The sequence below is a fragment of the Accumulibacter sp. genome, assembly GCF_036625275.1.
Taxonomy (GTDB): domain Bacteria; phylum Pseudomonadota; class Gammaproteobacteria; order Burkholderiales; family Rhodocyclaceae; genus Accumulibacter.
In genome coordinates this window covers 48,459-74,146 of sequence record NZ_JAZKUD010000010.1, presented here as the reverse complement: position 1 = coordinate 74,146, position 25,688 = coordinate 48,459, and the positions used below count along the sequence as shown (strand labels likewise).

Annotated in this window: 10 protein-coding genes; 3 read left to right on the top strand and 7 right to left on the bottom strand. The window is 59.2% G+C overall.

What is annotated here, in order from left to right:
- Positions 1 to 57 precede the first annotated feature (57 nt).
- From V5B39_RS06615 to V5B39_RS06585, 7 genes are all read right to left on the bottom strand, one after another.
- A complete protein-coding gene (locus tag V5B39_RS06615; RefSeq protein WP_332342132.1) occupies positions 58 to 10,194 on the bottom strand; it encodes a beta strand repeat-containing protein in 10,137 nt (3,378 codons plus the stop codon).
- Between the two features lie 90 nt (positions 10,195 to 10,284).
- The gene (locus V5B39_RS06610; RefSeq protein WP_332342131.1) at positions 10,285 to 11,058 is read right to left on the bottom strand and encodes a hypothetical protein; all 774 of its coding nucleotides are present in this window, start codon (positions 11,056 to 11,058) and stop codon (positions 10,285 to 10,287) included.
- Between the two features lie 65 nt (positions 11,059 to 11,123).
- Positions 11,124 to 15,176 (bottom strand): beta strand repeat-containing protein, encoded by a 4,053-nt coding sequence (locus V5B39_RS06605; RefSeq protein ID WP_332342130.1) that lies wholly within the window; start codon positions 15,174 to 15,176, stop codon positions 11,124 to 11,126.
- Between the two features lie 324 nt (positions 15,177 to 15,500).
- Complete coding sequence (locus V5B39_RS06600) at positions 15,501 to 17,030, bottom strand: tetratricopeptide repeat protein (protein ID WP_332342129.1); 1,530 nt, start codon at positions 17,028 to 17,030, stop codon at positions 15,501 to 15,503.
- On the bottom strand, positions 16,990 to 17,481 hold the full coding sequence (locus V5B39_RS06595; protein WP_332342128.1) for an endonuclease domain-containing protein: 492 nt from the start codon (positions 17,479 to 17,481) through the stop codon (positions 16,990 to 16,992). The genes V5B39_RS06600 and V5B39_RS06595 overlap by 41 nt, the downstream gene beginning before the upstream one ends.
- 377 nt (positions 17,482 to 17,858) lie before the next feature.
- Positions 17,859 to 19,838, bottom strand: a complete 1,980-nt coding sequence (locus tag V5B39_RS06590; RefSeq protein WP_332342127.1) for a CHASE2 domain-containing protein — start codon at positions 19,836 to 19,838, stop codon at positions 17,859 to 17,861.
- Between the two features lie 13 nt (positions 19,839 to 19,851).
- Complete coding sequence (locus V5B39_RS06585; protein ID WP_332342126.1) at positions 19,852 to 21,174, bottom strand: FecR family protein; 1,323 nt, start codon at positions 21,172 to 21,174, stop codon at positions 19,852 to 19,854.
- A 281-nt stretch (positions 21,175 to 21,455) separates the two neighbouring features.
- On the opposite strand from V5B39_RS06585, the gene V5B39_RS06580 reads away from it, so the two are divergent.
- From V5B39_RS06580 to V5B39_RS06570, 3 genes are all read left to right on the top strand, one after another.
- Entirely contained in the window at positions 21,456 to 22,097 is a 642-nt protein-coding gene (locus V5B39_RS06580; protein ID WP_332342125.1) for a hypothetical protein, read from the top strand.
- A 69-nt stretch (positions 22,098 to 22,166) separates the two neighbouring features.
- A complete protein-coding gene (locus V5B39_RS06575) occupies positions 22,167 to 23,906 on the top strand; it encodes a type I secretion system permease/ATPase (protein ID WP_332342124.1) in 1,740 nt (579 codons plus the stop codon).
- 46 nt (positions 23,907 to 23,952) lie between these two features.
- The gene (locus V5B39_RS06570) at positions 23,953 to 25,680 is read left to right on the top strand and encodes a type I secretion system permease/ATPase (RefSeq protein WP_332342123.1); all 1,728 of its coding nucleotides are present in this window, start codon (positions 23,953 to 23,955) and stop codon (positions 25,678 to 25,680) included.
- Positions 25,681 to 25,688: the final 8 nt, after the last annotated feature.

Genomic DNA, 25,688 nt, shown 5'->3' with positions numbered 1-25,688 from the left:
CTTTGAATTACTCTGGCAGACCGGCCTCACAAGAAGCCAGCCTGACCATCACTTTACTTAGGCATGGATGTCGCCAAAAGCAAAGTTAGCGCTGGTAATACCAGTCAGCGAAACCACACCATCGACGTTACCATCCGAATTGGCATCAAAGAACACCAAACCTGTCGCATCCGCGGTCGAAGAGGTAACGTAGTAAATCACGACACCGTCCATCGCCACTTGGGCATTGCCAAGCGCCGTTGCGAAATCAGGCGCGGCAGCCGCCTCCAAGTAGTTGGTAGCCTGGCCATCAGCCAAGGCGACGCTGTCGTTATTGACGAAGCTGATGTGGTCCACCCCTGTCACGAAGTCCGTGATGACATCAGCAGTAGCCTCGGCCAAGGTCGGCGTACCATCAACTGCCGCGCCCAGTACCGATGCACCTGAACCTGTCACCGCCCCAGCACCGGCTGCGGTGACCGTGAAGCCCCCGTCGTTGTCCTCTTGGTCAACAAAGGTAAGCACATTACCCGCATTCGACGCCAACACCACACCCACCGCCGCTGGAAGGGCATTGAATGCAGTCCGCAGAGCAGTGGCCACGTCAGTAGCAGTATCGCCGGGCACTGCCGTATAGCTGACCCCAAGGGTCGTGCCTTCGGCCAGTGTCACTAACACGCTATACAACTCGCCCGTGACGATGGTGGGATCGATCGTGACATCAGTACTCTGTGCCACATCGGTACCATCACTGTAGACTGCAGCCAACGTTGTCACAGTACCACCGATGGTGGCAGCGCCTCCGATGAGTTGGATTGAGTTGCCGTTGTCACCCGCAATTGTGACTACGGCTCCTACCGCAGAGGCCGAGATCCCGCCCACTGCATCGAGCGCCGTCGCAATGGCGGAAGCCACAGCATTGGCGTCTGTCACGTCAAGCGCCGGACTGTTGTCGACGATGATGGCGCTAGCCACTCCGTTCACCGCGTAGGTGATGCTGATCGTCTCATTGTTGTCGTCTGTACCATCAGCCGTAACGGTGATCAACTCGCGGTCAATCGCAGCCACCACTGGCACAATCACTGGCTGCGTCGGATTGCTCTTGGCGATGTCGAACACAAAGCTGTCCGCACCGCCGTTCCCTGTCAGCGTATCAATCGCCAGAACATTTGTTTGCGAGTCATTGCCACCATTGATAATGTCCGCTTGGTTACCACCAATCAGGAAATCAGCATACAAAGCTGCAGCAGCAGACCCGTGAAGGTCGAAACCCTTTGAACCCGTCGCAGCCAGTACATTGATCGTGCTGGTCGCATCGGTACCCATGTTGGTCAAGGTTACTGTGCCGGCATTGACCGTTGCAGGCGTCGCAACAAACCCCGTCAAAAGCGATGCATTTGCCGTTGCAGCCGAAGACACCACCAGCACATCACCCGTGTTCAGACCCGTGATGGTGTCGGTGCCCGCGTCAACATTGATAGTGTTATTGCCTGTACCAGCGTTGATCGAGTCATTACCAGCGCCACCAGTAATGGTGTCTTTACCAGGACTGGTAGTCGTGATGGCATCAGCATTGGGTGAGCCCAGTACGGTTTGAGCAAGATTAAGTGTCGCCCCGACGGTTGCACCCGTTAGGAGAGTTAGATCCACCGTATCATCGACATCGAAACCTGCTGCAGGAGATGCGATGAGTGTCACACCAGTTATGTCCACAACAGCAGTACGGAGATTGGCGCCCAAAGCCAGGTTGGAGGCATCACCCGTGACCTTGATAGTCCCCTCGCCAACGATATTCACCGCACCCAAAGCAATCACTTGGGCAGCTGTCAGCGTCAGTGTGGCACCCGCCAGCACTTCGATCGTACCCCCCGTGATGAACAGACCCTCCGTGTAGGTTGCGGTCGCCGGGTTATCCACCAATTGAGACAGATTGACCGCACCTTCGATGACCAATGGAACGTTGTTCAGTCGCAAGGTCGAGCCACCCTGGAAGACCGCAGACGATGTAATCTTCAGGTAGCTACCTGAAGCTGCACCGGTGAAGTCAAACGACCATTCGCTACCCGCATTCAGCGTCGGGGTCAGACCGTTCGCGGTTGCCAGCGTTGCGGTGGTAATACCCTGGCCACTTCTGAAGGTCAAGGCACGGGTTTCGGCCACACCACCTACGATATCGTCCATATCACCGTCGGCGTTCAGATCAGCCGTATCGTTGGTGCTGTCGAGTTGGGCAAGGATGCCCAGGTTCAACGTACCATCATAGTGAAGAGCATCGATCACGCTCAGCTTGTCACCCGCAACACCGGCGTTAGCCGTTACCGCTCCCGCTGCGACACGGCCTAGGGTGATGGTACCGCCCTCATTAACCAGAGTCGTAAGTGGGTCATCCACAACATCTCCGTTGTTGAAGGTCAGCGCTTCCGTATCGTTCAACGCCAACCCAGGGCTAGCGCCTGGAGCTGTCAAAACACCCGTATAGCCAGTGGTATTGACGACCAAGGCCGTAATGTCCGTATCGGCAGTATTCACTGACTGGATGTTGACATCTTTGCTGCCGTCCACCGTCAGCGTAGCCGTGTGGTTCTGAGGCGCCGGGTTGCTCACCAGATTAGCGGTTTCGGCAAAGGTGATCGTGCCCGTGTTCAGACCCACGCCCTGACCCGCAGCAAAGGTATGGATCGTTACGTTGGCCATCTCGTCGCGAGTCGCCCCGCTGGAGATGGCACCAATCACGTTGGCAGCGCTCGGGTAGGGATTGTGCGCTGGATCAAAACCTTCAGGCAGCAGATAGGTATCCACTGCAGGGCCAGCCAGCTTCGAGTTGATGGTCAGCGTACCGAAGTGGTTGTTGTTGATGATCGCAGGCGCCACGATATCGTCGATGGACAAGGTGCCAATATTGACAGCACCACCCAGATCCATGGTCAGATTCTGCACGCCAACCAGTTTGTCCGGGTTGTTGAAAATCAGGCCACCAGGCAACTGGGTATAGGCTTCCACCTCAACCGTACGGTCGACGCCATGATTCTCCGGCAGCAGGGCAGCAAGATCCGCCGTATTCACCACGCGAATGATAGTTGTGGAATTCAGATTCACCAGACCCGTAGTCGGATTGATCAGAATCGCGCTTGGGCTGGAGAAGATGTCTTCGACGTTATGGCCATTGACCAACTGGTCGTTCACCCACACACGGCCCAAGGCTGCATCGTATTCGTGCGTGTTGATCTTGCCTGCCGTAGCCGTGCCCGTGATGGTGTTGAACAGCCACACCACATTGGTGTCACGCTCTGGATCACCTGCAACCATGCCAACAGCCGGATCTGCCCCCTGCACAATGATTGCTCGCTCGGCCTGTGCAGCCGTACTGAACCGTATCGTCTGACCGGCCAGTTCATTGGGTACGACAGAGGAGTTGATGTCGTCCAGCGTGATCGAGAACTGACCCAGCTTGGACAGCGCCCCAACCGTCACGTCTGCTGCGCCCAAGGTAATGGTGCCGTGGTCAGCCGTGATACCAGTAACGTCGATTTCAGTGTAGTCATCGGGGAGAGTATCTAGGTCTGCATCATCCAGGGTGTTGACCAGCGTGGTGATGTTCACCTTACCCTTGGCTTCACCTGTCGCTGTCAGACCCGTGATGGTGCCGGTGCCGTCGAGCTGGTCGAATTGAGCAGCGGTCAGATCCAGCGTCGTACCCGCCGGTACGATAATGCTGTCTGCACCCCCCAGGTTCGTCGTTGGATTAATGACAACGCTAGCGTTGGTGTCCTTGATGGTGACGGTACCAATATTGATGCCTGCGGCCGCTACCAAGTCAAGTGCCATGGAAGCAGAAGCACTATCAAGTTCAGTAATATTCAGCGTCACATTGAGCCCGGCCAAAGCTGACCAAGCATCTGCAACGTGGTCGGCATCTGGACCATCAGTCGTGCCAATAGCAGCCACCTGTTCTGCAGTCAGGGTGAGAGTGCCGTTCTTGTTGAAATGCACCGCATCAATGTCGAAGTTGGCCAAGGGAATCTTGGTAAGATCGTTATTGCCTCCATCGACAACCAGAAGGTCATCGTTAGGTCCAGTGCCCAAGACATCGGTGACTCCACCCGTGAAGCCATCCATCACGTAAATGTGTTCGAAGTCATTGAAACCATTGACCGGGGAGATCGCACTGATAACCAGGTTGCCGGTCAAATTTGTGGCGTCAATGTCAAGCAGGTTGACTTCGGCGTCCGCAATATTGACCGCGGCAATGGTGATATCTTCATCACCGGTCAAGGTCAAGTGCGCTGTGGATGTGGGGTGTGCGACTGTGGCGTTTGCACCGAAGGTAATAGTACCTACTTCGAGGGCGAGACCATCCCGTTCCGCTGCAGCGCTGCTGACATTGTCATCATCATAAAAGCCGCCATCGGATGTAGGTGCTCCCAAATGATCACCGAGCACCAAAACTCCATCGGCATTCGCGTAGGTGTTCAAGGTGACGTTAAGCAACTCATCAGTGGTGCCCGCATTCAGACCAATATTCCCGACCTTGTTGGGCTGGAAGTCGAAGCCGTTATCGCTGGTCAGCGTGCTGCGGTCTTCGTACGAATTGATGGTCAGTGACTGGAAGTCACCCTCACCCACCGTATCGCCAATGCCTACGTTACCGATGCTGGTGTTGCCTTCAAGGTTGATGGTCAGATCCTGAATCGTCGCGAACTGCGCTTGATCATCGTAGGTTACGCCGGCAATCGCCGTCAGTGCCTCAAAGGTGTTGACACGATCGAAAGCGATCAGCACATCAGGGATACCATTCACGTTCGTCTTTTCGACGACGATGGATTCGGCCAGCGTGGTCCACAAGCTTTCTTCATTCTTGCCATCAACAAGGTCTTCGAGAATATACAGCGTGTTGATGTCGCCGTCGTACTTGCTGGTATCCACCGCGGACAGAGCGCCGAGGCTCGTAAATAGCCAAGCGATGGCAGTCGTCGTGGGACCAAAAGTGGCCTCTGTGACCATCTGACCACTGGCTTGCGCGGCAGTGCTGAACTCGATCATCTGCCCGTTGCCCAACACCATGTTGAAACCAGAGACATAGGACGATGCGTCCAGGGTGACGGTAGCTTGACCCAATGTCATCGTACCCTTGGGTGCGGAGATATTGGAAACGTCGATGAACGCCGTATCCGGAGTCAGCGGCACCAGATGGTCGGTGTCAGTATTGTTTAGCAGGTCGGTGATGTTCACCGTAGCACCACCGGTGATCGTACCCGTGCCCGCCAGTTGATTGAACTGAGAGGCGTTCAGGCTCAGTGTAGTGTCTTCGATACCGTCTACCGCATCGGTTGGAGTCACAATCGAGTCCGCGTTACCCAGCGTTGCTGCTGCAGCAAATGTAATGGATGCATTGGTGTCTGCAAGCGTCAAGGCTCCGATATCGATCCCTGCAGCTTCGAGCTTGTTCAGATCGAGTGCGAAGCCATCATGTACGTCAGTAACGTTCAGCTTGACGGTGACACCCGGCGCAACCGTCCAGGCATCGGCATCGCCGTCGCCATCAGCATCTGTCGTGCCAATAGCAGCCACTTGCGCAGCAGTCAGCGTTAAAGTCGCGTCGCCAGTAAAGTGGACAGCTTTAACGAAGCTCCCCAGCCCTCCCTTCGAAAGATCACTGGCCCCGGCAGCGACTTCCAGAGTGACAGACGTGTCGGCGTCACCTGCGATACCGAAGTCATTGGTCGCTGTCAGCCCTTCCACACGAAGCACGACATCCACTTTACTGTGCGGGGTGGTTGCAATGGATTGATCAACGTCCGAGAAGTTGAGCTGCGTGCTCGGTGACAGGTCAGTCAACACCATGGTGGCTTTGAAGTCTTTACCCGTGCTGCTGTCCGTACCGTTGCTGGAAGTCACCGTGCCGTTGCCATTGAGCTGGCTGAACTGGGCCGCTGTCATTTCAACGGTGGTATCGTTCAGATCCGCCTTAATCAGCAGAGAATCGGCATTGTTCAGCGCATTGCCGAGTACGGTTCCATGGTCCAGGGTCACGGTGCCGTTTACGTCAGCGATGGAAACCGTGCCGATGTTTTTCACGCCAAAAGCCGTCATGTCGATCGCTTGATCGGCCAAGTTCTCGAAGTTCAAGGTGGAGTCGACTATACCCGTGGCGGTAGTGACGTTTGTCGGGCCGGTTGTGATCGCTTGGTCGACACTCAGCGTCAAAGCAGCGTGGTCAGCACCGAACACCACTTTGTCCAGCCCCGTCACCGTGGTGTTGCTCAGATCGGTGAGAACCGTAGTGGTCAGATTCAGGGTAAAGGTGCCAGCCACCGCAGAAGCGTCCAGGGTCTTCAGGTGGCCAGCCGCGTTATCACCGATGTCCAAGTTGCCCTTGACGGTCACGTCCCCAGCAGAAGTCAGGACGAGATTCTCAACGACGTCTTTGCCAAAGACAAATCCTATGGAAGCATCGTCATTATTGATCGAGTCAATGATGGCGTTACCTTCAGCAACGTTAACATTGATGGTCTTGGCATTAGCGATGTTGAGGCCAGCCACATGCACCGGACGCGTGTCGGCAGTGTCCTGATGCTTGATTTCTACATTGGCGGTGGCTCCCGTAAAAAAGTACTCAGCGTTCAGCGTACCGACGTTCGAGTAGTTCGGGTCGCCATCGGCCTTAGCCGTGCCACCGCCCTCCAGCAGGAGGTTGATCCCCCAGTTGATCTGCTTGACATTGAGCGTGTCGTTCCAGTTGCCGAGCAAACCTACGACATTGACATCCTTACTCAGGTCGCAGAGGTAGATAGTGGCGCTGCTGGCATGCACATCTTCGCCGACGCTGTCATCGCCGATGGCGGTGACCACGTAGGTTTGCACGCCGCTGGTCTTGAGACCGTTGGCCTGGCCCGAAGCGCCTACCGTGCTGCCGTCGGTCAGCTCAACGTTTACAGTCACCGGGGCTACCGCAGTACCGTTCCCCTTGATTTGCTTCACGTCCTGGAAGTTGGCAACGGTGAGTCCGAGCATCTTGCCAGTGAGTGCGGAGAAATCGATGGTGTAGGCGTCGGTTTCAGGTGCAGCCCAATCCGGGGCACGGCCATCGGCCAGCGCAGGGTGAGTTCCGTCGATGGCATCGCGCCCCAGGTCGACCGGATGGCTGAAGGTGATGTCAGCAGCACCGATGACCTTCAGGGTCGCCACTTCGCTGATGATCGCAGTGGTAACCAGCGGAGTCACGTCGGAGTCGATCGTCAGGGTGTCGGTCGAAGAGGACGGGGTCGGACGCTCGTAGCCATTGACGGAACGGAGGATCGTGATGTCGTCGGTCGCGCCCAGCGAACCGCCCGAGATCGTGCCGCCGTCAATCACCAGATAGGCAGGGCCACTGTTGAATGGATCAAAGTTCAGACCCGCATCGGTGATGACGACCTTGCCGTTCAAGCCATCGGCGCCATTGATCCCATTGACTGCCACGTTCTTGGACAGTTGTGCTGCGCTCAGGGTCAGCACGGCACCGTCGTGAAGCTCGAAATGCAACCGCACATTGGTGCTCAAGGCATGACCGTTGAGGATCTGGTCCATACTGGTACTGCTGTTGACGACGAGGTACAGGTCTTCGGTCGCACCTTCCTCATCGCGCAGCACGCTGAATGCCGTAGAGCCAATGGCGGTGAACTGATCATCGGTGATGCGCAGTTCCTGCTTGAGCACCACGGAGGTGATGGTTGCACCTGTCAGATTGGCTTCGGTCAGGTCGCTGTTGTTCTCGACGAACAGCTTGATGCCGGTACCGGTGATCACCGAACCTTCGAGTGCGGTGATGCCGTACTGGGCATCCACATCGGGGCTGGCGTCCAGGTCTGTCACGTCACGACCCAGATAGATGGTATTGCTGCCTTCTCCCAGGCTGAGGTTCAGCAGGGCGCCAGGGGCCAGCGCGTCGACAAAGTCCGAGGTCAAGCCGTAGTGGTCGAGATTCCCACTATTGAAACCACCAGAATTGGTACCACTGCCGCCTTCCGTCAAATCACCGTTATCGAAAGTGGTATCCATACCGGAGAGATAGAGCTTGTCGTTGCCCGCACCGGTGGTCACATTGACTTCGTTGGCGCTGGTGGTAATGGTGTTGTTGCCAGCACCTGCGTTAATAGTCACCATATTGGCGCGAACTGCGCTGATGACGTCATTGCCATCACCGGTGGTGATGCTGACCTGGGTGGTGCCAAAAGTGGCGCCAGACACGCCGCCGTTGGCAGTGATGCGGTTATTTCCAGCACCTGCGTTGATGGTGACGTTCAAGCTACTGTTGGCGCTGATGATGTCGTCGCCCGCACCGGTGTCAATGGTGACGTTCACACCCCCGTTGGCACTGATGGTGTCGTTGCCGATACCGCTGCTGATATTGACGATGTCGCTACCGTCGGTGACGATGGTGTTGTCACCATCGTTGGCGGTGATCACCACCTTGCCGTTGTTGGCGGTGGTGTGGATATTCTTGACGGCGATTTCGTCGTCCGCCACCGTACCGATCACTTTGACATTGTAGTGGGTATAGGTGTCAGAACCGACGTTGTCGAGGGTCACATCCAGACCACCGGTGTTGGCGGAGGCGTCGATGATGACCGGACGGCCCTGGTTGAAGCTGGAAGCGAGGTTTTCATCAACGCCGAAGACGCCCGTACCCTTGACGTTCATGCGGCTGACCGAACCACCTGCAAAGAACACATGCATGTGGTTTTCGACACCCTGAGAATCGATATTGAGAACGGCTGCATTTTGCAGCAGGTTGATGTCGCTGGTGACATCACCCAGTGCCAGCTCAACGTTCAACGTGCCGGTTTGACCCTGGCCGTACTGCAAAATGGTGGTGCCTCCGCCAAAATTGCCTTCCAGGCGCGCGGTGGCGGCATTGCGTATGCCGACGATGGTCAGATTACCGCTACTTACACTTTCGTCGGTCACCACCAGTTTGGTGATTGCAGTGGCACGGCTCAGATCGAGCCAGCTGTTATTGTTCACAGGGTTGAGATCATCCACCAGATCCGGGTAAGTATCGATACTGTTAGCTCCGGGTACGCTGGTGTTCGTGGTGTAAAAGTTCGGCAGGTCGTTGACGCGAATTTCCTGAATATTCAGCAGTTGCAGTGGCTGGGCGTAAAGTCCCTTCGCATCGATTTCCAGGATGTTGCGGCCAGAGCCACCGTCGAGGTAGGCCTGGTGCAGCAGATCCAGTCGGCCAGCGACAATGAGGTCGTCGCCCGAGCTGGTGACCCCAGGTTCAATGGTGCCACCGTTGTTCACGGTAGGCGTCAGCTTGATGGGCTGCGTGCCGCCACTAGACCCCTCCGTAATTACCTTTTCAAACAGGCGGGTGTTGCCATTTTTGTCGAACAGCAGGCTGCTCAGAAAGTCAAAGTAAGCCGTGCCCAGCACCGCCTCGGCGTTCATGCTGGTCCCGTCGGCATAGTAGATGGTCAGGGTATTGCTTGCGTCCGCGTCGTCTCCCGAACCACCTGTCGTGTTGGTCGCGCCGGTAGTCAGCGGATTGTTCAGAGTCAGGCTGGTGACGTTCCGGAACGGGTCCACGCCGTCGGCATCGATCAGCCCCAACTGTTTGAAGTTCAGACCGGTGATGGTAGTCAGAAAGTTGACCAGATCAGTAACAGGAATACCGCCATCCGCGGGCGTTCCGCTATTGCCGGCAGTTGCATCATGCGGGTTGTAGCCCCAGTAGATGGCCGTGACGTCCGGAGTCCCTGCCGTTATGCTTTCAGTAAGCGTGTGAATCTGCCCCACAGTCACCGGTGCGGTTGATCCAGGAATATCTACTACCCCGCCAGTCGCGGTAGCGCTGCCGGTCGGAACACTGGGCACCCCCAGGGTGGAGGTCACAAATGTGGAGTAGTTTTGGATCGTTCCTGGGGTGCCAGTCAACGGATCCCCACCGATTTCGTAGCTGAAGGAACTTGCGCCAAAAACGTTCACAATCACGCCATTGCTCAGGGTCAACTGCAAGGAAGTGGCAGATACCACACTACTGACGATGTGCAATCCACCAATCAGCTGCAAGGTATTCGTACCATCCGGATCGGTGATGTTGATGGTTTTCCCTGGAGCAGTCGCCGACAGTGAGTTCGATAAAATGTATTTATCGTTTCCTTGCCCCGCACCAATATTGGTACTGTCGCTGGCTTGAAGAATGTTTACGTCGTCATTTGTAGTAAAAGGCATTTTGCATTGCTCCAATGAGATCAGAAATCAATCCTCAACTCGATCGCCGAAGCGACTAGGCGAGGCACAGTAGTTTGTTAGAATTTGGAATTAAATGATTGTAACATGAACCAAAGACGGGTCTGTAATACCTGCCAGTTCGACCGTGATCACATCGCCGTTGGCATCAGAACCGAAGTTAATCAATGTTTCTTGGGTGATGATGTTGGCTTGAACCGCAATTCCATCCACACCGCTCAGTGCAGCTAGCGTAGTGTTACCCAGCGCTGTTAATGTGTCAATGACCAGCTTGTCATTAGTCGCGGAAAAGCCATTGATCGGGATTTGTGTGTTCGCAACACTAGCCTTGGCAGCAGCCACATCGAAGGTAAACGCTTCGTTAGCGGCGCTGGCGGTCACTGCTGCGCTTGTTCCCACAAGCAGTGGAATATTAGTAAAGCCGCCACCACCACCAATCGTCACCGGTGTATTGATACTTACGGTAGCGTTACCGGTCGGAACGCTGGGTGCACCCAAGGTGGTAGTCGCAAATGCAGTATAGTCCTGAATTACACCAGAAGTACCAAGCAAGGGGTCGCCACCAATTTCGTAATGGAAAGAGTTTGCTCCAAGCACGTTGACGGTCACACCGTTGCTCAGAATCAACTGCACCGCACTCCCAGCAACCACACTGCTGACAATGGTCAGACCATTGATCAGTTGTAGCGTATTGTTTCCCTCCGGATCGGTGATGTTGATGGTTTTGCCAGCCGCAGCCACCAGCAAACCGGACAAAATGTATTTGTCGTTACCGGGGCCAGCGCCTACGTTGAGGCTGTCGCTAGCTTGAAGAATATTGATGTCGTCATTGGCAGTAAAAGGCATATTGTCTGCTCCAAAAGATGATTGCTTGACCGCCCGCAAGCGGCCAAGCAAATCAAAGACTACCCCTAGACGACAGTAACATGAACCAGAGACTGGTCTTCAATACCTGCCAACGTGATTGTGACCACATCGCCGTTGGCATCGGGACCGAAGTTGATCAAGGTTTCGTGGGTGATAACGTTGGTTTGAACAGCGATTCCATCAATTCCGTTTAGTTGGTTCAGCGTGATGTTGCCAGCAGCCGTTGCCGAATCGATGGTAAGCATATCACTATTCGCCCCAGTAGCAAATCCGGCGAGCGGAATCTGCGTATTGGGTGCACTCGCTTTCGCAGCAACCGCATTAAAGGTGAAATTCTCTTTTACGGCGGTTCCCGTCACCTGCGTGGTTGACCCAACCGGCAGTACGACAACGGTGAAATCACCTACTGGAGGAACGCCACCATTGTTGAGCACGGGCGCTGCTCCCTCGCCGTTTCCGGCCGTCAGAACACCGACACTACCTTCGGCGGACTGATTGTTGATGACGATGCTGCCCGAGGCGGTGTCGACAATCTTGCTCGCATCGATCGGAACCCCGGCCGGCGTATCAAGAATCGTCAGAGTGTGGTTAGTGGCGCCATTGAACCGGATGACACCAATCGAGTTGTACTCGGCTTGCGTCAGGGTTACATCGGAGTTGATCACCAAGATATCGATACCGGACAGCGTTGCGCCAGCCAGGTTGATGGCACCATAAGTCGTCAGCGTGTCAATACCGCCATCTAAATTGATGGTATCGGTCACAACCCGTTGACCGGCCACATTATTGGCTTGGTCGTTGACCCTCACTCCGTTTTCAACGGTAGCGTAGACACCGGCCAGGTAGTTACCCAGCAGAACCACATTGTCCTGACCCCCACCAGTTGCCACGTTGTTCGCGCCGCGGCCCAGGGTGATACCGAGGTCGGACTTGTCGGTCAGGGTCTCGGCTTGAATCGTCAGGCCGGTCGTCGCACCAGCCACGTTCAGGTTATCGACGGCATTGACCGTGAGGATTTCCACGTTTGCACCGCCGGTGGTCTGCGTGGCCACGGCCGCACGAGAAACGGACGCCTGGTAGCTGTCCACCATGGAATCCACGATGCTGTCATTGAGTTGCAGCGTGCTGACCTGAGTGACCGCCAGATCGTTGACGAAAGACAGGGTGCCGATGTTTTTGACATTCGCCAAGTCGCCTTGAGCCACCACCGCAGCGTCGCGAACTTCGATAACGTCAGCGTTACCGATGGCGGTAATGTTGGAACCGTTGTTGTCGATGTCCTGACCGACGAAGCTGGTGCCATTCAGCGAGGACACACCGCTGTTGTTGGTGATGTTGTCGACTGCACCGCCGTCGATGATCGCATTGCCATCGATGTTGGCATCGGACATGATGATGCGGTCGGCGGAACGACCCGGACCTTCGTTGCCTTTGAAGGACCACTTGCTGCCGGCATTGAGGGTGCGGGCATCAAGGGTGACCCCACCGGAGGACAGGTTGAGATCGTTGGCAACCGGACGGGCGACACCATCGGCGTCGGTCACGGTTGCCGCAGCAGCTTGGGCAAGGGTACGACCAGTGTTGTTGAACAGGTCGTTATCGGAAACGAAGGCCAGCGAACCGCTCGCATCCTTGTTGGTGGCCAGAAGGTTGTTGGTCACGGTCAGATTGTAGCTGTTGACTGCACCCGCGGCGTTGTTGACCGCCGCACCGTTACCCACCACACGGATGGTTTCAAAACCGGAGACATTGGTCCACTCGGAAGCGCCCAGGGTGACAGGAGTATTTTGACCATCGATGACCAAGGCGTCATTACCCGCACCGCCTGTGACCGTATCGGAGATCGTCAGGCCTGCGCGGGTATCTGGGACCGCCCCGGCCGGTACGTTATCAAAGATCACTGTGTCGTTGCCAGAACCCATGACGACGTTCTGCGCACCAACCGCCGAGAGGGCATTGGTGCTGACTCGCACGACCACGTCAGAAGCTTCAGCAGAAGCATCGATCTTCGCAGCAACCAGTTTGACTTGACCTGCGACCAGGGATAGGTCGGCGATGCGAGCAACCGTAGGACCGGCGTTGGAGCTATTCAGGTCAGATGCACCGTTGGTCTCATACTGGTAGATGCCGCCGTTGGCGCCAGCGGCGGTGGTATCCAGGTTCAGGAAAGTGCCAGCCAGGCCGCCACTCAGGGTGACCGTTCCGGTGTGTTGAGCAACCCTGGACAAGGCAACCGTATTGGATTCGGTATCGCTATCCACGAGGGTGACGTTCTCGACATTGCCGGTCGCGCCAGAGGCGTTCTGGGTTCCCAAGATCAGGTTGAAGCGCGGATCGATGTTCAGACCGTCTGCAATGGTCAGGGATACGAGATCGGTAGCACCGGCGGCCGTCTTCAAAGTGGCGTTGATGGTATTTTGCAGAATGCCGTTGGAGCCGGTGTTGCTGTGCTGGGTGTTCAGAGCAGCTGCTTCGACCGCGGTCAGGTTGTTGAGGTTGGTGACCAGGGATCTGGCGACCGGGGCACCATTGGCTGAACCTTCGTTGCGAACCAAGGTGAGGAGGGTATCCGGCAGCTTGTCGAAATCAACCGTTACGGCACCGCCCGCGGAAGCCCGGACCTCGAGGTTTTCCATGCTGGTAATGACCGAAGACACGGAGTTGACTGTGCCGGCGGAGGTGACAATCAGCGTGTCCGTACCGGCGCCGCCGGTGAGACTGTCGCCGGCCTGAACGATGTCACCCAGGATGAATCGGTCATTACCCGAACCACCAGTGATAGTGACATTCTGAGGAACGCCGGAGGTGTCCGCTTTGCCGGAGGAAAGCAATCCCGTCTGGATGTTCAGGGTCAGGTTTTTGGTAAAACCGGAGGCATCAATGGCGGCGAGGCGGCCATTGGCCTGTGTCACGCCATTTTGGTAGGTAAGCGACTCGACCGTATTGCCGAGGATCACGGGCACCGGGGCACCCAGTGCCAGGTTCTGATCGCCAGTGATGGTGAGCTTGCCCGCCGTACCGGTATCCATTGGCAGACCCAGAATGCCGATGGTGTTGGACGCACCGCCCGTGGAGGTCAGGGCGAGTTGTTCGAAACCATTGAGACCGACGCCACGGGCGCCGATGGTCGAGGTGTTTTCACCGACGTTCAGCGTGCCGATCTGGACGTTGGAAACCCTGAGACTGCCCTGGTTGATGTCCTTGAGGACATCAGCACCGTAGGAGAACTCGGCGGTACCGGCCTGGTTGGCGTTGGTGTTGGCCAGGGAAAGCGAAGCCGCAGGCGTCATGATGTTGCCCACTTCAGCACTGTTGATGGCTTGGGAGATGCGGGTGATGTTGACTGCGGTCTGGCCGGTGGCATCCTGCAGGTCAAGCGCCGTGACAGCACCACCACCCGAGCCAGTAAAGGCGGTGTTGATGACGGAAATGCCGGTTAGTTTCGGCGTGACGATCGCGCCACCGTTGTCATTGGCGTTACCCAGCGTGGCGTCGAGCCTCGGGTCGGTGCCGGCGCCGGTCAGTTGGTCTTCGTCCTGCAGGGAGTTGATGCGATCATCACCGCCCGGGGTGTAGACCAGGCCAGCGGTGAAGATGTTGGCGGTGGCGATGTCGGTGCCGTTGGTGAGCGTGAAAGAATCCGGGTTAGAACTGGGAACCAGGGGGAAGTCGATGGTGGCCGTGCTCGAGGAATTCTGGGCGTACGCAACCGCGTTACCCACCTTGATGTTCCAGGCCTTGGCGAAGGTACCGAAGGTCGGGTCTTCGGTCATCAGGGAAAAGTTGTTCACGATCTGGGCGATGACCGCGCCCCGCTCAGTAAATACGGTACCGGTGATCCAGCCGGTGAGGAAAACGACCGCCGCATCGAAAGCATCGCCGGTCAACCCCAGGTTGGTGGCGACGATGGTTGCCACGTCGCCGGTCGCCATATTGGAGAAGTCGCGGATGAACAACTGGTTCTCGACATCCGTCATGGCGCCAGGAGTCGCGGTCGCAGCCAGAACCTCCTGGGTGGTGCTGTAGTTAAGCGCCAGATTGTACAGCGCACCGGCGTAGCGTGCAGTGACGATACTATTAGTGGAAGGGGTGATCATGAAACTTCCTTTCAAAGGTTGAATAAATTTTGCGCACAAAGCCGAGGCCTAGTTTTTGGATACTCGCCAAAACAGTCTGAGGCAAAGTGCTTCATCTTTTGTCCGGTCGGCTTTCGCTGCATTGCTTCCCCGGAACCGCCTGGTCTCGGGCGATCCTGCTTTTCGCCAGAGAGGCCACACCATCAGACGAGCACATGGTAGCTTTCCGGAATCCCGCCTGTTTGTGATTGCAATCACAAAGACCTTACTCAGACACTACTCGCGGTTCGCTGCCCTGTCTATGACAAAACCATCAGTCCCACGGCCGCAGGAAGAAAACCCGGATCAGCGCCCGTGAAACTTGAGGCCGAAGTATATCGCACGATTTTCCATGTTGAACAGAGCGATGTTGCTTTTTTGCAACGTATTTTCCAAATAAGTGACGATAGACCACTGATCGGCCAGCGGATGTTCGTAGGAGAGGCGGCTGGCCAAACGATCGACGCGGCGCGGCTGGCCGCCGAGCAGCGGATTGTAGGGCAGGTCGTCGAGGTCCCGGCCACGCTGGACCCACAGCGACACGGTGTCCGGCCCCAGTCTGCGGGCAATGCCGAGGGTGATGTCGGAGCGCCGCTGGTCGCCGCCCAGCCGGTCGGAGTCGCGCGCGCGGTCTTTGCGATCCTGCAACAGGACGTTGAAATCCCAGACTTCGCCTCGACAGAACAGCCAGGCCTTGGGGCCGGCGTAGCGGCCGGCCTGCAGCGGGGCCGCGGGAAAATCCCGGTTTTCCACGCTGTAGCCGAGATTGCTGGCGCAGCCGGCGGGTGCAAAGGGCAGCGGGAGCTGGTAGAGCAGACCCCAGCCGGTGCTGGTGTAAGTCGGCTGGTTGGCCATCCAGAGCCGGGTCTGACCGAAACGGAGGCCGATCTGCCCGTCGAGGAAGGGATGAAAGTAGGCGGCGTTGGCACTGACGATCGCCTGGTTGGTGTCCGACTGGCCGGGACTGTTGCGGGTGCTGATTTCGCCGTTGAACAGGACCATTCCGCCCCCCCAGGCGCGAGCGGCGGAGCCGACCCAGGCGGTGCGCGCCGCGCCGCCGGGAATGCGCTCGTTGTCGGCCAGTTGCACCGGGACGCTGCCGCCGGGCAGGGTCAGGGTCAGGAACTGGATGCCGGGGGCGCTGTTGAGATTCGATTCGGCGCCCCCCAGGAACTCGACCGACCAGTCCAGCAGCCAGCCGTCTCCCTTCCAGACGCCCAGTTGCTCGGACAACCACGCCTGCAATGCAAATGGAATATCAGGATGTTGCGAGACCTCGTTGGCAAGGCTGATGGCGGAATCGCGTTGGCCGATTTCTGCGAGCGCCTGCGCGTAGTCGAGCTGCGCGCCCGCCAGGTCGGGATTGAGCAGCAGGGCCTTCTCCAGCGCCAGGGCCGCTTTCTGGGGGCGCCCGAGGGTCAGCAGCAGCACTCCCTGGTAGGCAAAATAATCGGCCCGGTTCTGGCAGGGATCTTCCAGACCGGCGAGACGCGCCGCTTCGGCTTCGCGCTGGGCCGGCTGGAGGGGAGGCTGGACGGGAAAGGAGGGAGGGCAGGTGGTGTCGCTGGCAGCCGGCCCGGATGCCGCCGCCGGGCCGACGGCCGCAGCCCACAGCGCGATTCCGCAGAGGATCATGGAGCCGGGGGAAAAGCGGAAAAAGGTCGACCGGCTCATGGTGATGGGGTACAAATGAAGGGGTTGGGTGGATAGATTTGACGAATTCTTGTGCAACCATTCCCCCCTCTCCCCCAACCCCTCCCCCGCAAGGGGGGAGGGGCGACCAAGGGGAGGGCAATCAGCGATCTCCCCGACCCTCCTCGGCATGCAGTCCTTCAACCCTCATGCTCCCCTCCCCCCTCGCGAGGGGCGAAGGCGGGGTTTCGCGGAGCACTGCTCCGTGCCGCCGCAGCCGGCCCGCGATGCAGCGCGGGCCGTGGAAGGGGTTGGGGGAGAGGGGGCTGTGCTCGACCGCAGCCAGCACGGCCTCGAGAACGGCCGCGGTTTCATTGCAGATCTCGTTATTCCAGAACCGCAGGACCCGGAACCCCTGTGACTTCAACCATGCCTCGCGTCTTTCATCGCCTGGCGATTCATTGTGTTGCCCACCGTCGGCTTCTATGACGACACGAGCACCGAAATGCACGAAATCCACCACATACGGACCAATCGCTTGCTGCCGCCTGAACTTTTCCCCGTTCAGCCGATGTCCGCGCAGGTGCTGCCAGAGCAGATGTTCGGCTTCGGTCATGTGCTGGCGCAGGGATTTGACGATTTTTTGTGTCACCATTCCCCCTCTCCCCCGACCCCTCCCCCGCGAGGGGGGAGGGGAGATTAGCGATTTTCCCGGCCTTTTCGGCCTTTTCGGCCTTTTCGGCCTTTTCGGCCTTTTCGGCCTTTTCGGCCTTTTCGGCCTTTTCGGCCTTTTCGGCCTTTTCGGCCTTTTCGGCCTTTTCGGCCTTTTCGGCCTTTTCGACCTTTTCGACCTTTTCGACCTTGACCTTTTCGACCTTCCCCGACATGCAGACCTTCGATCACATGCTCTCGTCCCCCTCGCGGGGGCAAAGGCGGGGCTTCGCGGAGCACTGCTCCGTGCCGCTGCAGCGCGGGCCGTGGAAGGGGTTGGGGAGTCTGTACTCGACAGCAGCCAATGCCGCTGCATCGAAGTCAGCCGGTAGTCTGCTGCTCGGCTTCCGCGTCGAAGACGAGGCGCAGATGACCCTTGGGATATTTTACAGGGATCGCATACACCGTGCGCGGCTCGGTCATTCCGGCGAGCAGGAAATCGCCGAGCCGGTGGGTGCGTTCAGGGTCGGTGCCGGCAACCGCCGAACCGACCAGGATGGGATGGGCCAATTCGCCGGTGAGCGCTTGCAGGCGAGTGGCGATGGTCACTGCTTCACCCAATACGGCATGAGTACGTCTGGCGGCCGGCCCGAAAGATCCGATCAGGACCGTGCCGGTTTCAACGCCGATGCCCAGGTCGAGCGGCGGCACATGCCGTGAAGCGATGCGCGGTAACTGCGGCGTACAGACCCGCCAAAGTTCTTCCGCGGCATCGAGGGCGCGAGCGCCGTGGTCGGTACAGGGCGCCGAGCCGTTCCAGACCGCCAGCAGGCTGTCGCCGACCATCTGTTCGACCACCCCGCCATGCGCTTCGACGATGCGGCTGGCCGTGGTGAAGAACAGATGCAGAACCATGGCGGTTTCCTCCGGCGGGCGGCCTGCGCAATAGGCGGAGAAGTTGCGCAGGTCGGCGTGCAGCACGGTCGCTTCGCAGCGTGTGGCGCGCACCTGCGCACACGGCTCCTGGGTGGCCACCTGACGTGCCACCGGTTCGGGCAGGTAGCTGGCCAGATGGGAATAGAGGCGCTCGCGCTCGCAGCGCAGGCGAGCAAATTCGCCAGCACTGAGCAGCATGGCGGCGAACACGGTGAACACACCGGGAGCCACCCAGCCCAGCCAGAGGTGCTGGTTGAGCAGCATCAGGGTGCTCAAACCAAAAATCGCCAGGAGGTTGGTCAGGGCCACCATGGGCAGGACGAGCGCTGTGCCGCGCGGCGCCAGGCGCAGGGCGGCGAGCAACAGCAACGCGCTCAGCCCCCCCAGCAGCCAGGACCACAGGGCGGCGCCGCGTGGCCGATAGGGCGTGCGATCGTCGAGCATTGCGGAGAGCAACTGTGCGTGCACCTCGACACCGCTGACGGCGCGCCCCTGCGGGGTGGGGATGGCGTCACGGGCGCCGAAAGCGGTGGCGCCTACCAACACCCAGGCGCCCTGCAGCAGGTCGACCGGCGCCCTGCCCTGCAGCACGTCTGCGGCCGAGATCGCCAGCAGGCCGACGCGTGGCATCTGATAGGAGACGCGCAGGTGACCGGCTCCGTCGAGCGGCAGACGCAGGCCGCCGAGGTCAAGCCACCAGGGCGGATCGAGCAGCGATACGCCGGGGTGCAGTTCGGGAACGGCCTGACTTGCAGCAATGACACCGGCAATCGCCAGCGAGGCATAGGTTTTGCCATCGTGACAGATCAGCGCCGGCACCTGGCGGATCGCGCCGTCAGGGTCCACCAGCGGCGTGATGTGGCCGGCGAAAGGCGACGCGCGCAACTGCGCGTCGCTGGCCATGTAGCCATAAGCCCGCTCGGCCGGCCGGGGACAGGCGGCAAAGGGCAGCGCACCCGCCAATTGGCCGCTGTGTACTGCCGGCTCGGGCGACAGGGAAAAGAGTTGCGCCATGACCGTAGGCACCGCGCTCGCCAGCGCGTCCGACAGGCGGGCATCGTCCGGACTGGGGCCATCGAAGAGGATGTCGAGAATTTTCAGGCTGACGCCCGCCTGGTCCAGCTTCTCGAGCAGCTCGGCCTGGCGGGCGCGCGGCCACGGCCAGGCGCCGATCGCCTGAATGCTTTTTTCATCGATATCGATGACCACGATGCGCCGCTCCACGGCTTGCTGGTCGGCCATTCGCCAGGACAGGCTGGCCGCAAGCTCGTCCCATTGGGACAGGTCCGACAGGCCGGTGGCCAGCAGCGTCAGGACCGTGGCGGCGAACAGGGCGGCGAGTCGCAGCCGCGCCGGTTTTTGCAGCAGGCCCGCGGCGAATGCCGGAGAGATGCGACGAAAAATCCCTCTGAGATGGTCAATCATGGGGATGGCTCCTTCAGCGACGCCAAAGCGTGGCACCCATCAAGGCGCCATTCCCGACGGATTTGCTGAAGAAATAGCCGGCTTGACTGGTATCCAGAGAGACGGCTCCGGCCACCCGGTCAGCGGCACCGTTACTGAGAAAGTATCCGGTGTTCCGGTCGATTGTTCCAGATGCGGTGACCGCCTGGGTCCCGACGCTCCGGGCGGTGACGGCAAGCTGCGTGGCAAAGGTATTGCGGCCGAAATCGATGCTCAGCGAACCGCCATCGACGATCGCCGCCGAGACCACGTTGGACGGATCACGATAGGAAGCCGTGCCGCTTTCGAGGCGGAAATTCGCCAGGCCGCTGGCGTTGGTCAGGGTATTGGTGATGGTCTCGTTGCGGAACAGGAAATAGTAGCCGTCGCCGACCGTGACACGATTACCGCTCAGCGCCTCCTTGAAGGGAACGGTCAGGTTGTCGCCCGGTCTGACGTTGTCGCCCCAGCGTCCCCAGATCAGGCTGTTGGTCAGCGGGGGTGTCTCTGCTCGCTCGGCCCGCGCCCGGATTTCCGCCAACGCAGCCGCTTCCCGCGCCAGGACCTGTCCGGGGCTTCGGCTGTCTGCCACCGCAGTCGCCGTGCTGGCGCTGCCGATCCGTTCCTGGAACAAGGTCGGGGTGATCTTGTCCCCTCCCTGCAGCGAATTGACCGGCTGCAGCAGCGGCTCGCGAGCCGCCTGGCGATACACCAGCGCCATGCCGTCCATGGTCGCCGCCAGTTCCCGTGCACGGGGGGTGGCACAGGGCCCGAAACCGTCAACAAGACAGGCGTTATCGAGCGGAGCGAGGACGACCGCCCCCTGGTTGACCAGAACCACCGCGCGCTTGGCATCGGCCTGGGTGACGAAGTCGGTTCCCTTGACGCCGATCGCCACCAGCGGGGTGTTCAGGCGGAACTTGTCACGAGCCGCTTGTGCGGCCAGCCCCGAGATGCCGCGCATGGTCCCCGTTTCAAGGTAGAACTTGATCAATGATGCCGAAGGATTGGCCGGATCATAACGATACTCGACCACTTGCAATATCGAGTCCGGACGAACGCTGACCAGTGCGCCATCGACGAATCGGACATGCACGTGCCCGTTGGTGGTGGTGCGAATGACATCGCCGGGAACGATACGGTATCCCTTGGCAACGGGTTCGCTCCGGCCCTCGCGCTGGACCTGGCTGCTGCCGATGCTGAGGGTCACTTCGCCCACGGAAGTGGACGCCCGCGCGACCGACGCCAGCGCCAGAAGCATCCCGATCGTCAGCAGCAGGCGCAACAGCAGGGTTGGGCGAAGCAGCTCGTACATCATCACAATCCTTTCCTGTTCAACGTCCGGAAGTATAAGCCTTTGCCCGGTTTGTACGATGTGCGCGGAATCACAAGCCATGGCAATCGCACGACCATATGAATCAATGGGTTGCAGTTCATAACCTGGATTAGACATGATCTGCAATTGACTGATTCAAGGCTAATTTCCATATGCAACCTTCCTGAATCACAAGCCAGCGGCAGGCGGTTGCGGCCACGACTTCCACAAAAAATTTACGGTTCCCGTGTTTTCATATAGGAGCTTGTGGTATCATCTCCTATATGACTTCCCCGTTGCATATCATCCTCACCACCACAGCCGAGCAAACGGCACGCCTGCAGGCTTTGCAGGTGGCGTTCGCCGAGGTCTGCAATGCGCTGGCGCCGGTGGTGCAGCAAACCCGATGCTGGAACCGGGTGGCCCTGCACCACATCACCTACCATGACCTGCGTCAGCGCTTCCCGCAGGTGGGATCGCAGATGGTCTGCAACGCGATCTATTCGGTCTCGCGTACTTGCCGTCTGATCCTGCAACACCCCAATAGCCCGTTCAACATCACCAGCCATCCGGATCGCCCCTTGCCTCTGCTGCAGTTTCTTCCGAGTGCCCCGGTCTATTTCGACCGGCACACCCTCAGCCTCAAGGAGGGCCTGCTCTCAATGTATACCCTTGATGGGCGCATGCGTTTCCAGTTGACGCTCAAGGCCGAGGATGAGCGGCGTTTCCAGCACGAAAAGTTGCGGGAGATCGTCCTGGCACGCACCCCGCAGGGGTACCAGCTTTCCTTCTGGTTGGCGGCGGTGGATGTCGATGAGGACAGGCCGGCCGGACTGGAAACCGAGCTGCCGGAATATGTGGTGGTGCACGCAAGCCAACCGGAAGCCACTCCGGCGATCCAGCAAGCCACGGCGGCGCTGTCGTGAGCCCCGTTTTCGACCCAACCGCTAAAGAACCGGCCATCCGGCAGTTCCTGGCACTCCGAGAGAATCCTCATGACTCCTGCTGAAAGCCGCTCTGAACTCCGTGCAGCGATCCTCGAACTGAAGCCCTTCTTCAAGAAGGCTGCTTTCTTCAGCGTCTTCTGCACCTTGCTGATTCTGGCCCCCACCGGCTACATGCTCGAGGTGTACGACCGTGTCATCAACAGCCGCAATTCCGGTACCTTGCTGATGTTGACCCTGCTCGTGCTGTGGTTCTACGTGATCATGGAGTTGCTCGAATGGGCGCGCGGCGGCGTCATGCATCAGGCCGGCCAGGCGCTCGACCGGAAGCTCCGGGAACGGGTCTTCAGCGCGATTTTCGAAGCCAACCTGCGCCGTATTCCCGGTGGCACCAGTCAGGCCCTGAATGACCTGCGCAGCATCCGCGAGTTCCTGACGACGCCAGCACTCACAGCGCTGATGGATGCGCCGGTTTCGCTGCTGTTCCTGATTCTGATCTATATGATCAGTCCGTTGCTCGGCTGGATCTCGGTGCTGGCTGCCCTCCTCCAGGTCTTGCTGACCTACCTCACCGAAAAGAATACCCAGCCTCCCCTGGTGGCTGCCCAAAAGGACGCCATCGCTGCCCAGAACTACGCCAACGGCACGCTGCGCAACGCGCAGGTGATCGAGGCGATGGGGATGCTGCGCAGCATCCATCAGCGCTGGATGAGCAAGCAGCGCAGCTTCCTGCGCCTGCAGGCGGAGGCCTCCGATCATGCGGGCAGCAATGCCGCGCTCTCCAAGATGCTGCAGACCACCCTTTCGGCGGCGCTCCTCGGCCTGGGCGCCTGGCTGTCGGTCAGGGGAGAACTGGCTGGCGGCGCTGGCATGATGATCGTCGCCTGGGTGCTCGGGCCACGGGTACTGGCGCCACTGGTGCAGGTGGTTTCGCTCTGGAAGAGTGTCGTTACTGCACGGGATGCCTATCAACGCCTGGACAAGCTCCTGCAAGCCTTGCCCGAGCGCCAGAAAGGCATGCCCCTGCCTGCGCCCAAGGGCAATCTCGCGGTGGAAGGGGTCGTCGCCTCGGCCCCCGGTGGACAGGTGGCGATCATCCGCGGGGTTTCCTTCAGTTTGCCGGCCGGACAGATTCTGGCCATCGTCGGCCCTTCGGCCTCCGGAAAATCGACTCTGGCACGTCTGATGGTGGGTCTCTGGCCGGCCGCGAACGGCAAGGTACGGCTCGATGGGGTCGATATCCACCCCTGGAACAAGGAGGAACTGGGACCTCACATCGGCTACCTGCCGCAGGGCATCGAACTCTTCGGCGGTTCTCTTGCCGAGAACATCGCGCGTTTCGGCGAGGTGGACATGGCCAAGGTCGAGGCGGCAGCGCGTGCAGTGGGACTGCACGAGGCGATCCTGGCCTTGCCGGACGCTTACGAAACGCTCATCGGCGACGAGGGTTGTTTTCTTTCCGGCGGCCAGCGTCAGCGCGTGGGGCTGGCACGCGCCATTTATGGCAACCCCCGCTTCGTCGTGCTCGATGAACCGAATTCCAGCCTCGACGAGGCCGGCGAAGCGGCCCTGGTCAATACCTTGCTGGGGCTCAAGGCACAAGGCACGACTCTGATCGTCATCACCCATCGCACCAGCGTCCTGGCTGCTGCAGACCTGATGCTGGTGTTGCGCGATGGACAAGTACAGATCGCCGGGCCGCGTGACGAGGTGCTGGCGGCTCTGCACAAGGCGGCAACGGCACCGGCTGCGGCACCCGCGGCTGGTCTTGCTGCCACCCCCGCCGCGTAACGATCCGCAAGCGACTTTCAGATTCCTCCACGATTTACGGCTCACCATGAAAACACCTTCCTTTTTTCAGCGCAGCGAGCTGACGGCCACGCTCTGGTCCTTCCGGCGGGAGTTCCTGGTCGTCGGGATCTTCAGCCTGGTGGTCAATCTGCTGATGCTGACACCGACCATCTACATGTTGCAGGTCTATGACCGGTTCATGACCGGCCGCAATGAATCGACCCTGGTCGCGGTTTCCCTGATCGTCCTGTTTCTCTTCGCCGTGATCGCTTTCGCCGAGTGGTCACGTTCCCGTCTGCTGGTTCGCCTGGGCGTGCGCCTGGACGAAAGACTCAACAGCCGGGTGTTCAATGCCTGCTTCGAATCACACCTCAATCAGAGCCGGGACAACCCGGTGGAGGCTTTCGGCAACCTCACCAACGTTCGCCAGTTCATCACCGGCAATGGCATCTTCGCGTTCTTTGACGCGCCCTGGAGTCCGATTTACCTGCTGGTGCTGTTCATGCTGCATCCGTCGCTGGGCGTTCTTTCCCTAGTGTTCGCCGGCATTCTGACCGGGGTAGCGATCTTCAGCCACCGGGTGACCCAGACGCCGACGCAGAAAACCACGGAAGCCGGGGTCAAGGAGGCGGTGTATCTGCACAGCAAGCTGCGCAACGCCGAAGTCATCGAATCCCTGGGCATGCTGGGCAACCTGCGCCAACGCTGGCTGGGTCACCATCAACGGCATATGTCGCTCTATTCGGCGTCGCAGGATCGACAGCGGCGCATTCAGGCCTTGAGCAAGTTCATCCGCTACAGCCAGCAATCCCTGATGCTGGGGGCCGGCGCCCTGCTGGTGATCGAGGGCGAACTGACCGTTGGCGGGATGATTGCGGCGAATGTCCTGATGAGCCGCTGCCTGCAACCGATTGATACGATTGTCGGTAGCTGGGCAGGCTGGCAATCGGCCCGCAAGGCCTTCGAAGCGCTGGAGTCCCTGCTGCGGGACCATCCCGAGCGGCCGGCCGGCCTGATCCACGAGGCGCTACGCGGCGCAGTGCGCATCGAGAACCTCGTGGCGACGGCGTCGAATCGTGCACAACCCATCCTCGCGGGGCTCACTGCCGACTTTCCCGCTGGGGAAGTGATTGCCATCGTCGGCCCGTCCGGTTCCGGAAAATCCACTCTGGCGCGTTGCCTGGTGGGTATCTGGCCGGAAGTCCAGGGTCGGGTTCTGCTCGATGACAGGCCGATCGAAAGTCTCGACCGGGAGGAACTGGGGCCATTCCTTGGCTACCTTCCACAGGATGTCGAGCTTTTTGAAGGCACTGTCGCGGAAAACATCGCCCGCTTCGGCGAGATTGACTCGACCCAGGTCATCGAAGCCGCACAGCGGACGGGCATCCACGACATGGTTCTGCGCTTCCCGCGTGGCTACGACACGCCCATGGGGGAAGCTGGCAGCTTCCTTTCCGGAGGACAACGGCAACGCATTGGTCTGGCACGGGCGCTGTATGGCAATCCCAGCCTGATCGTACTCGACGAGCCAAACGCCAATCTGGACGACGTAGGCGAAGCAGCGCTGATCCATGCCATCCTGGATCTGAAGGCCCAGGGCAAGACGGTGATCTTCATTTCCCACCGCATGAACATTCTCGCCGTCGCAGACCGGATACTGGTTCTGGACAACGGGGTGATCCAGACCTATGGCACACGCCAGCAGGTGATGGCGGCTTCGCAGCCGCGGACACCCGTCCAGAGTGCCGGCGTTCCCACTCCTCAACCCGCTTGATTTCTGAT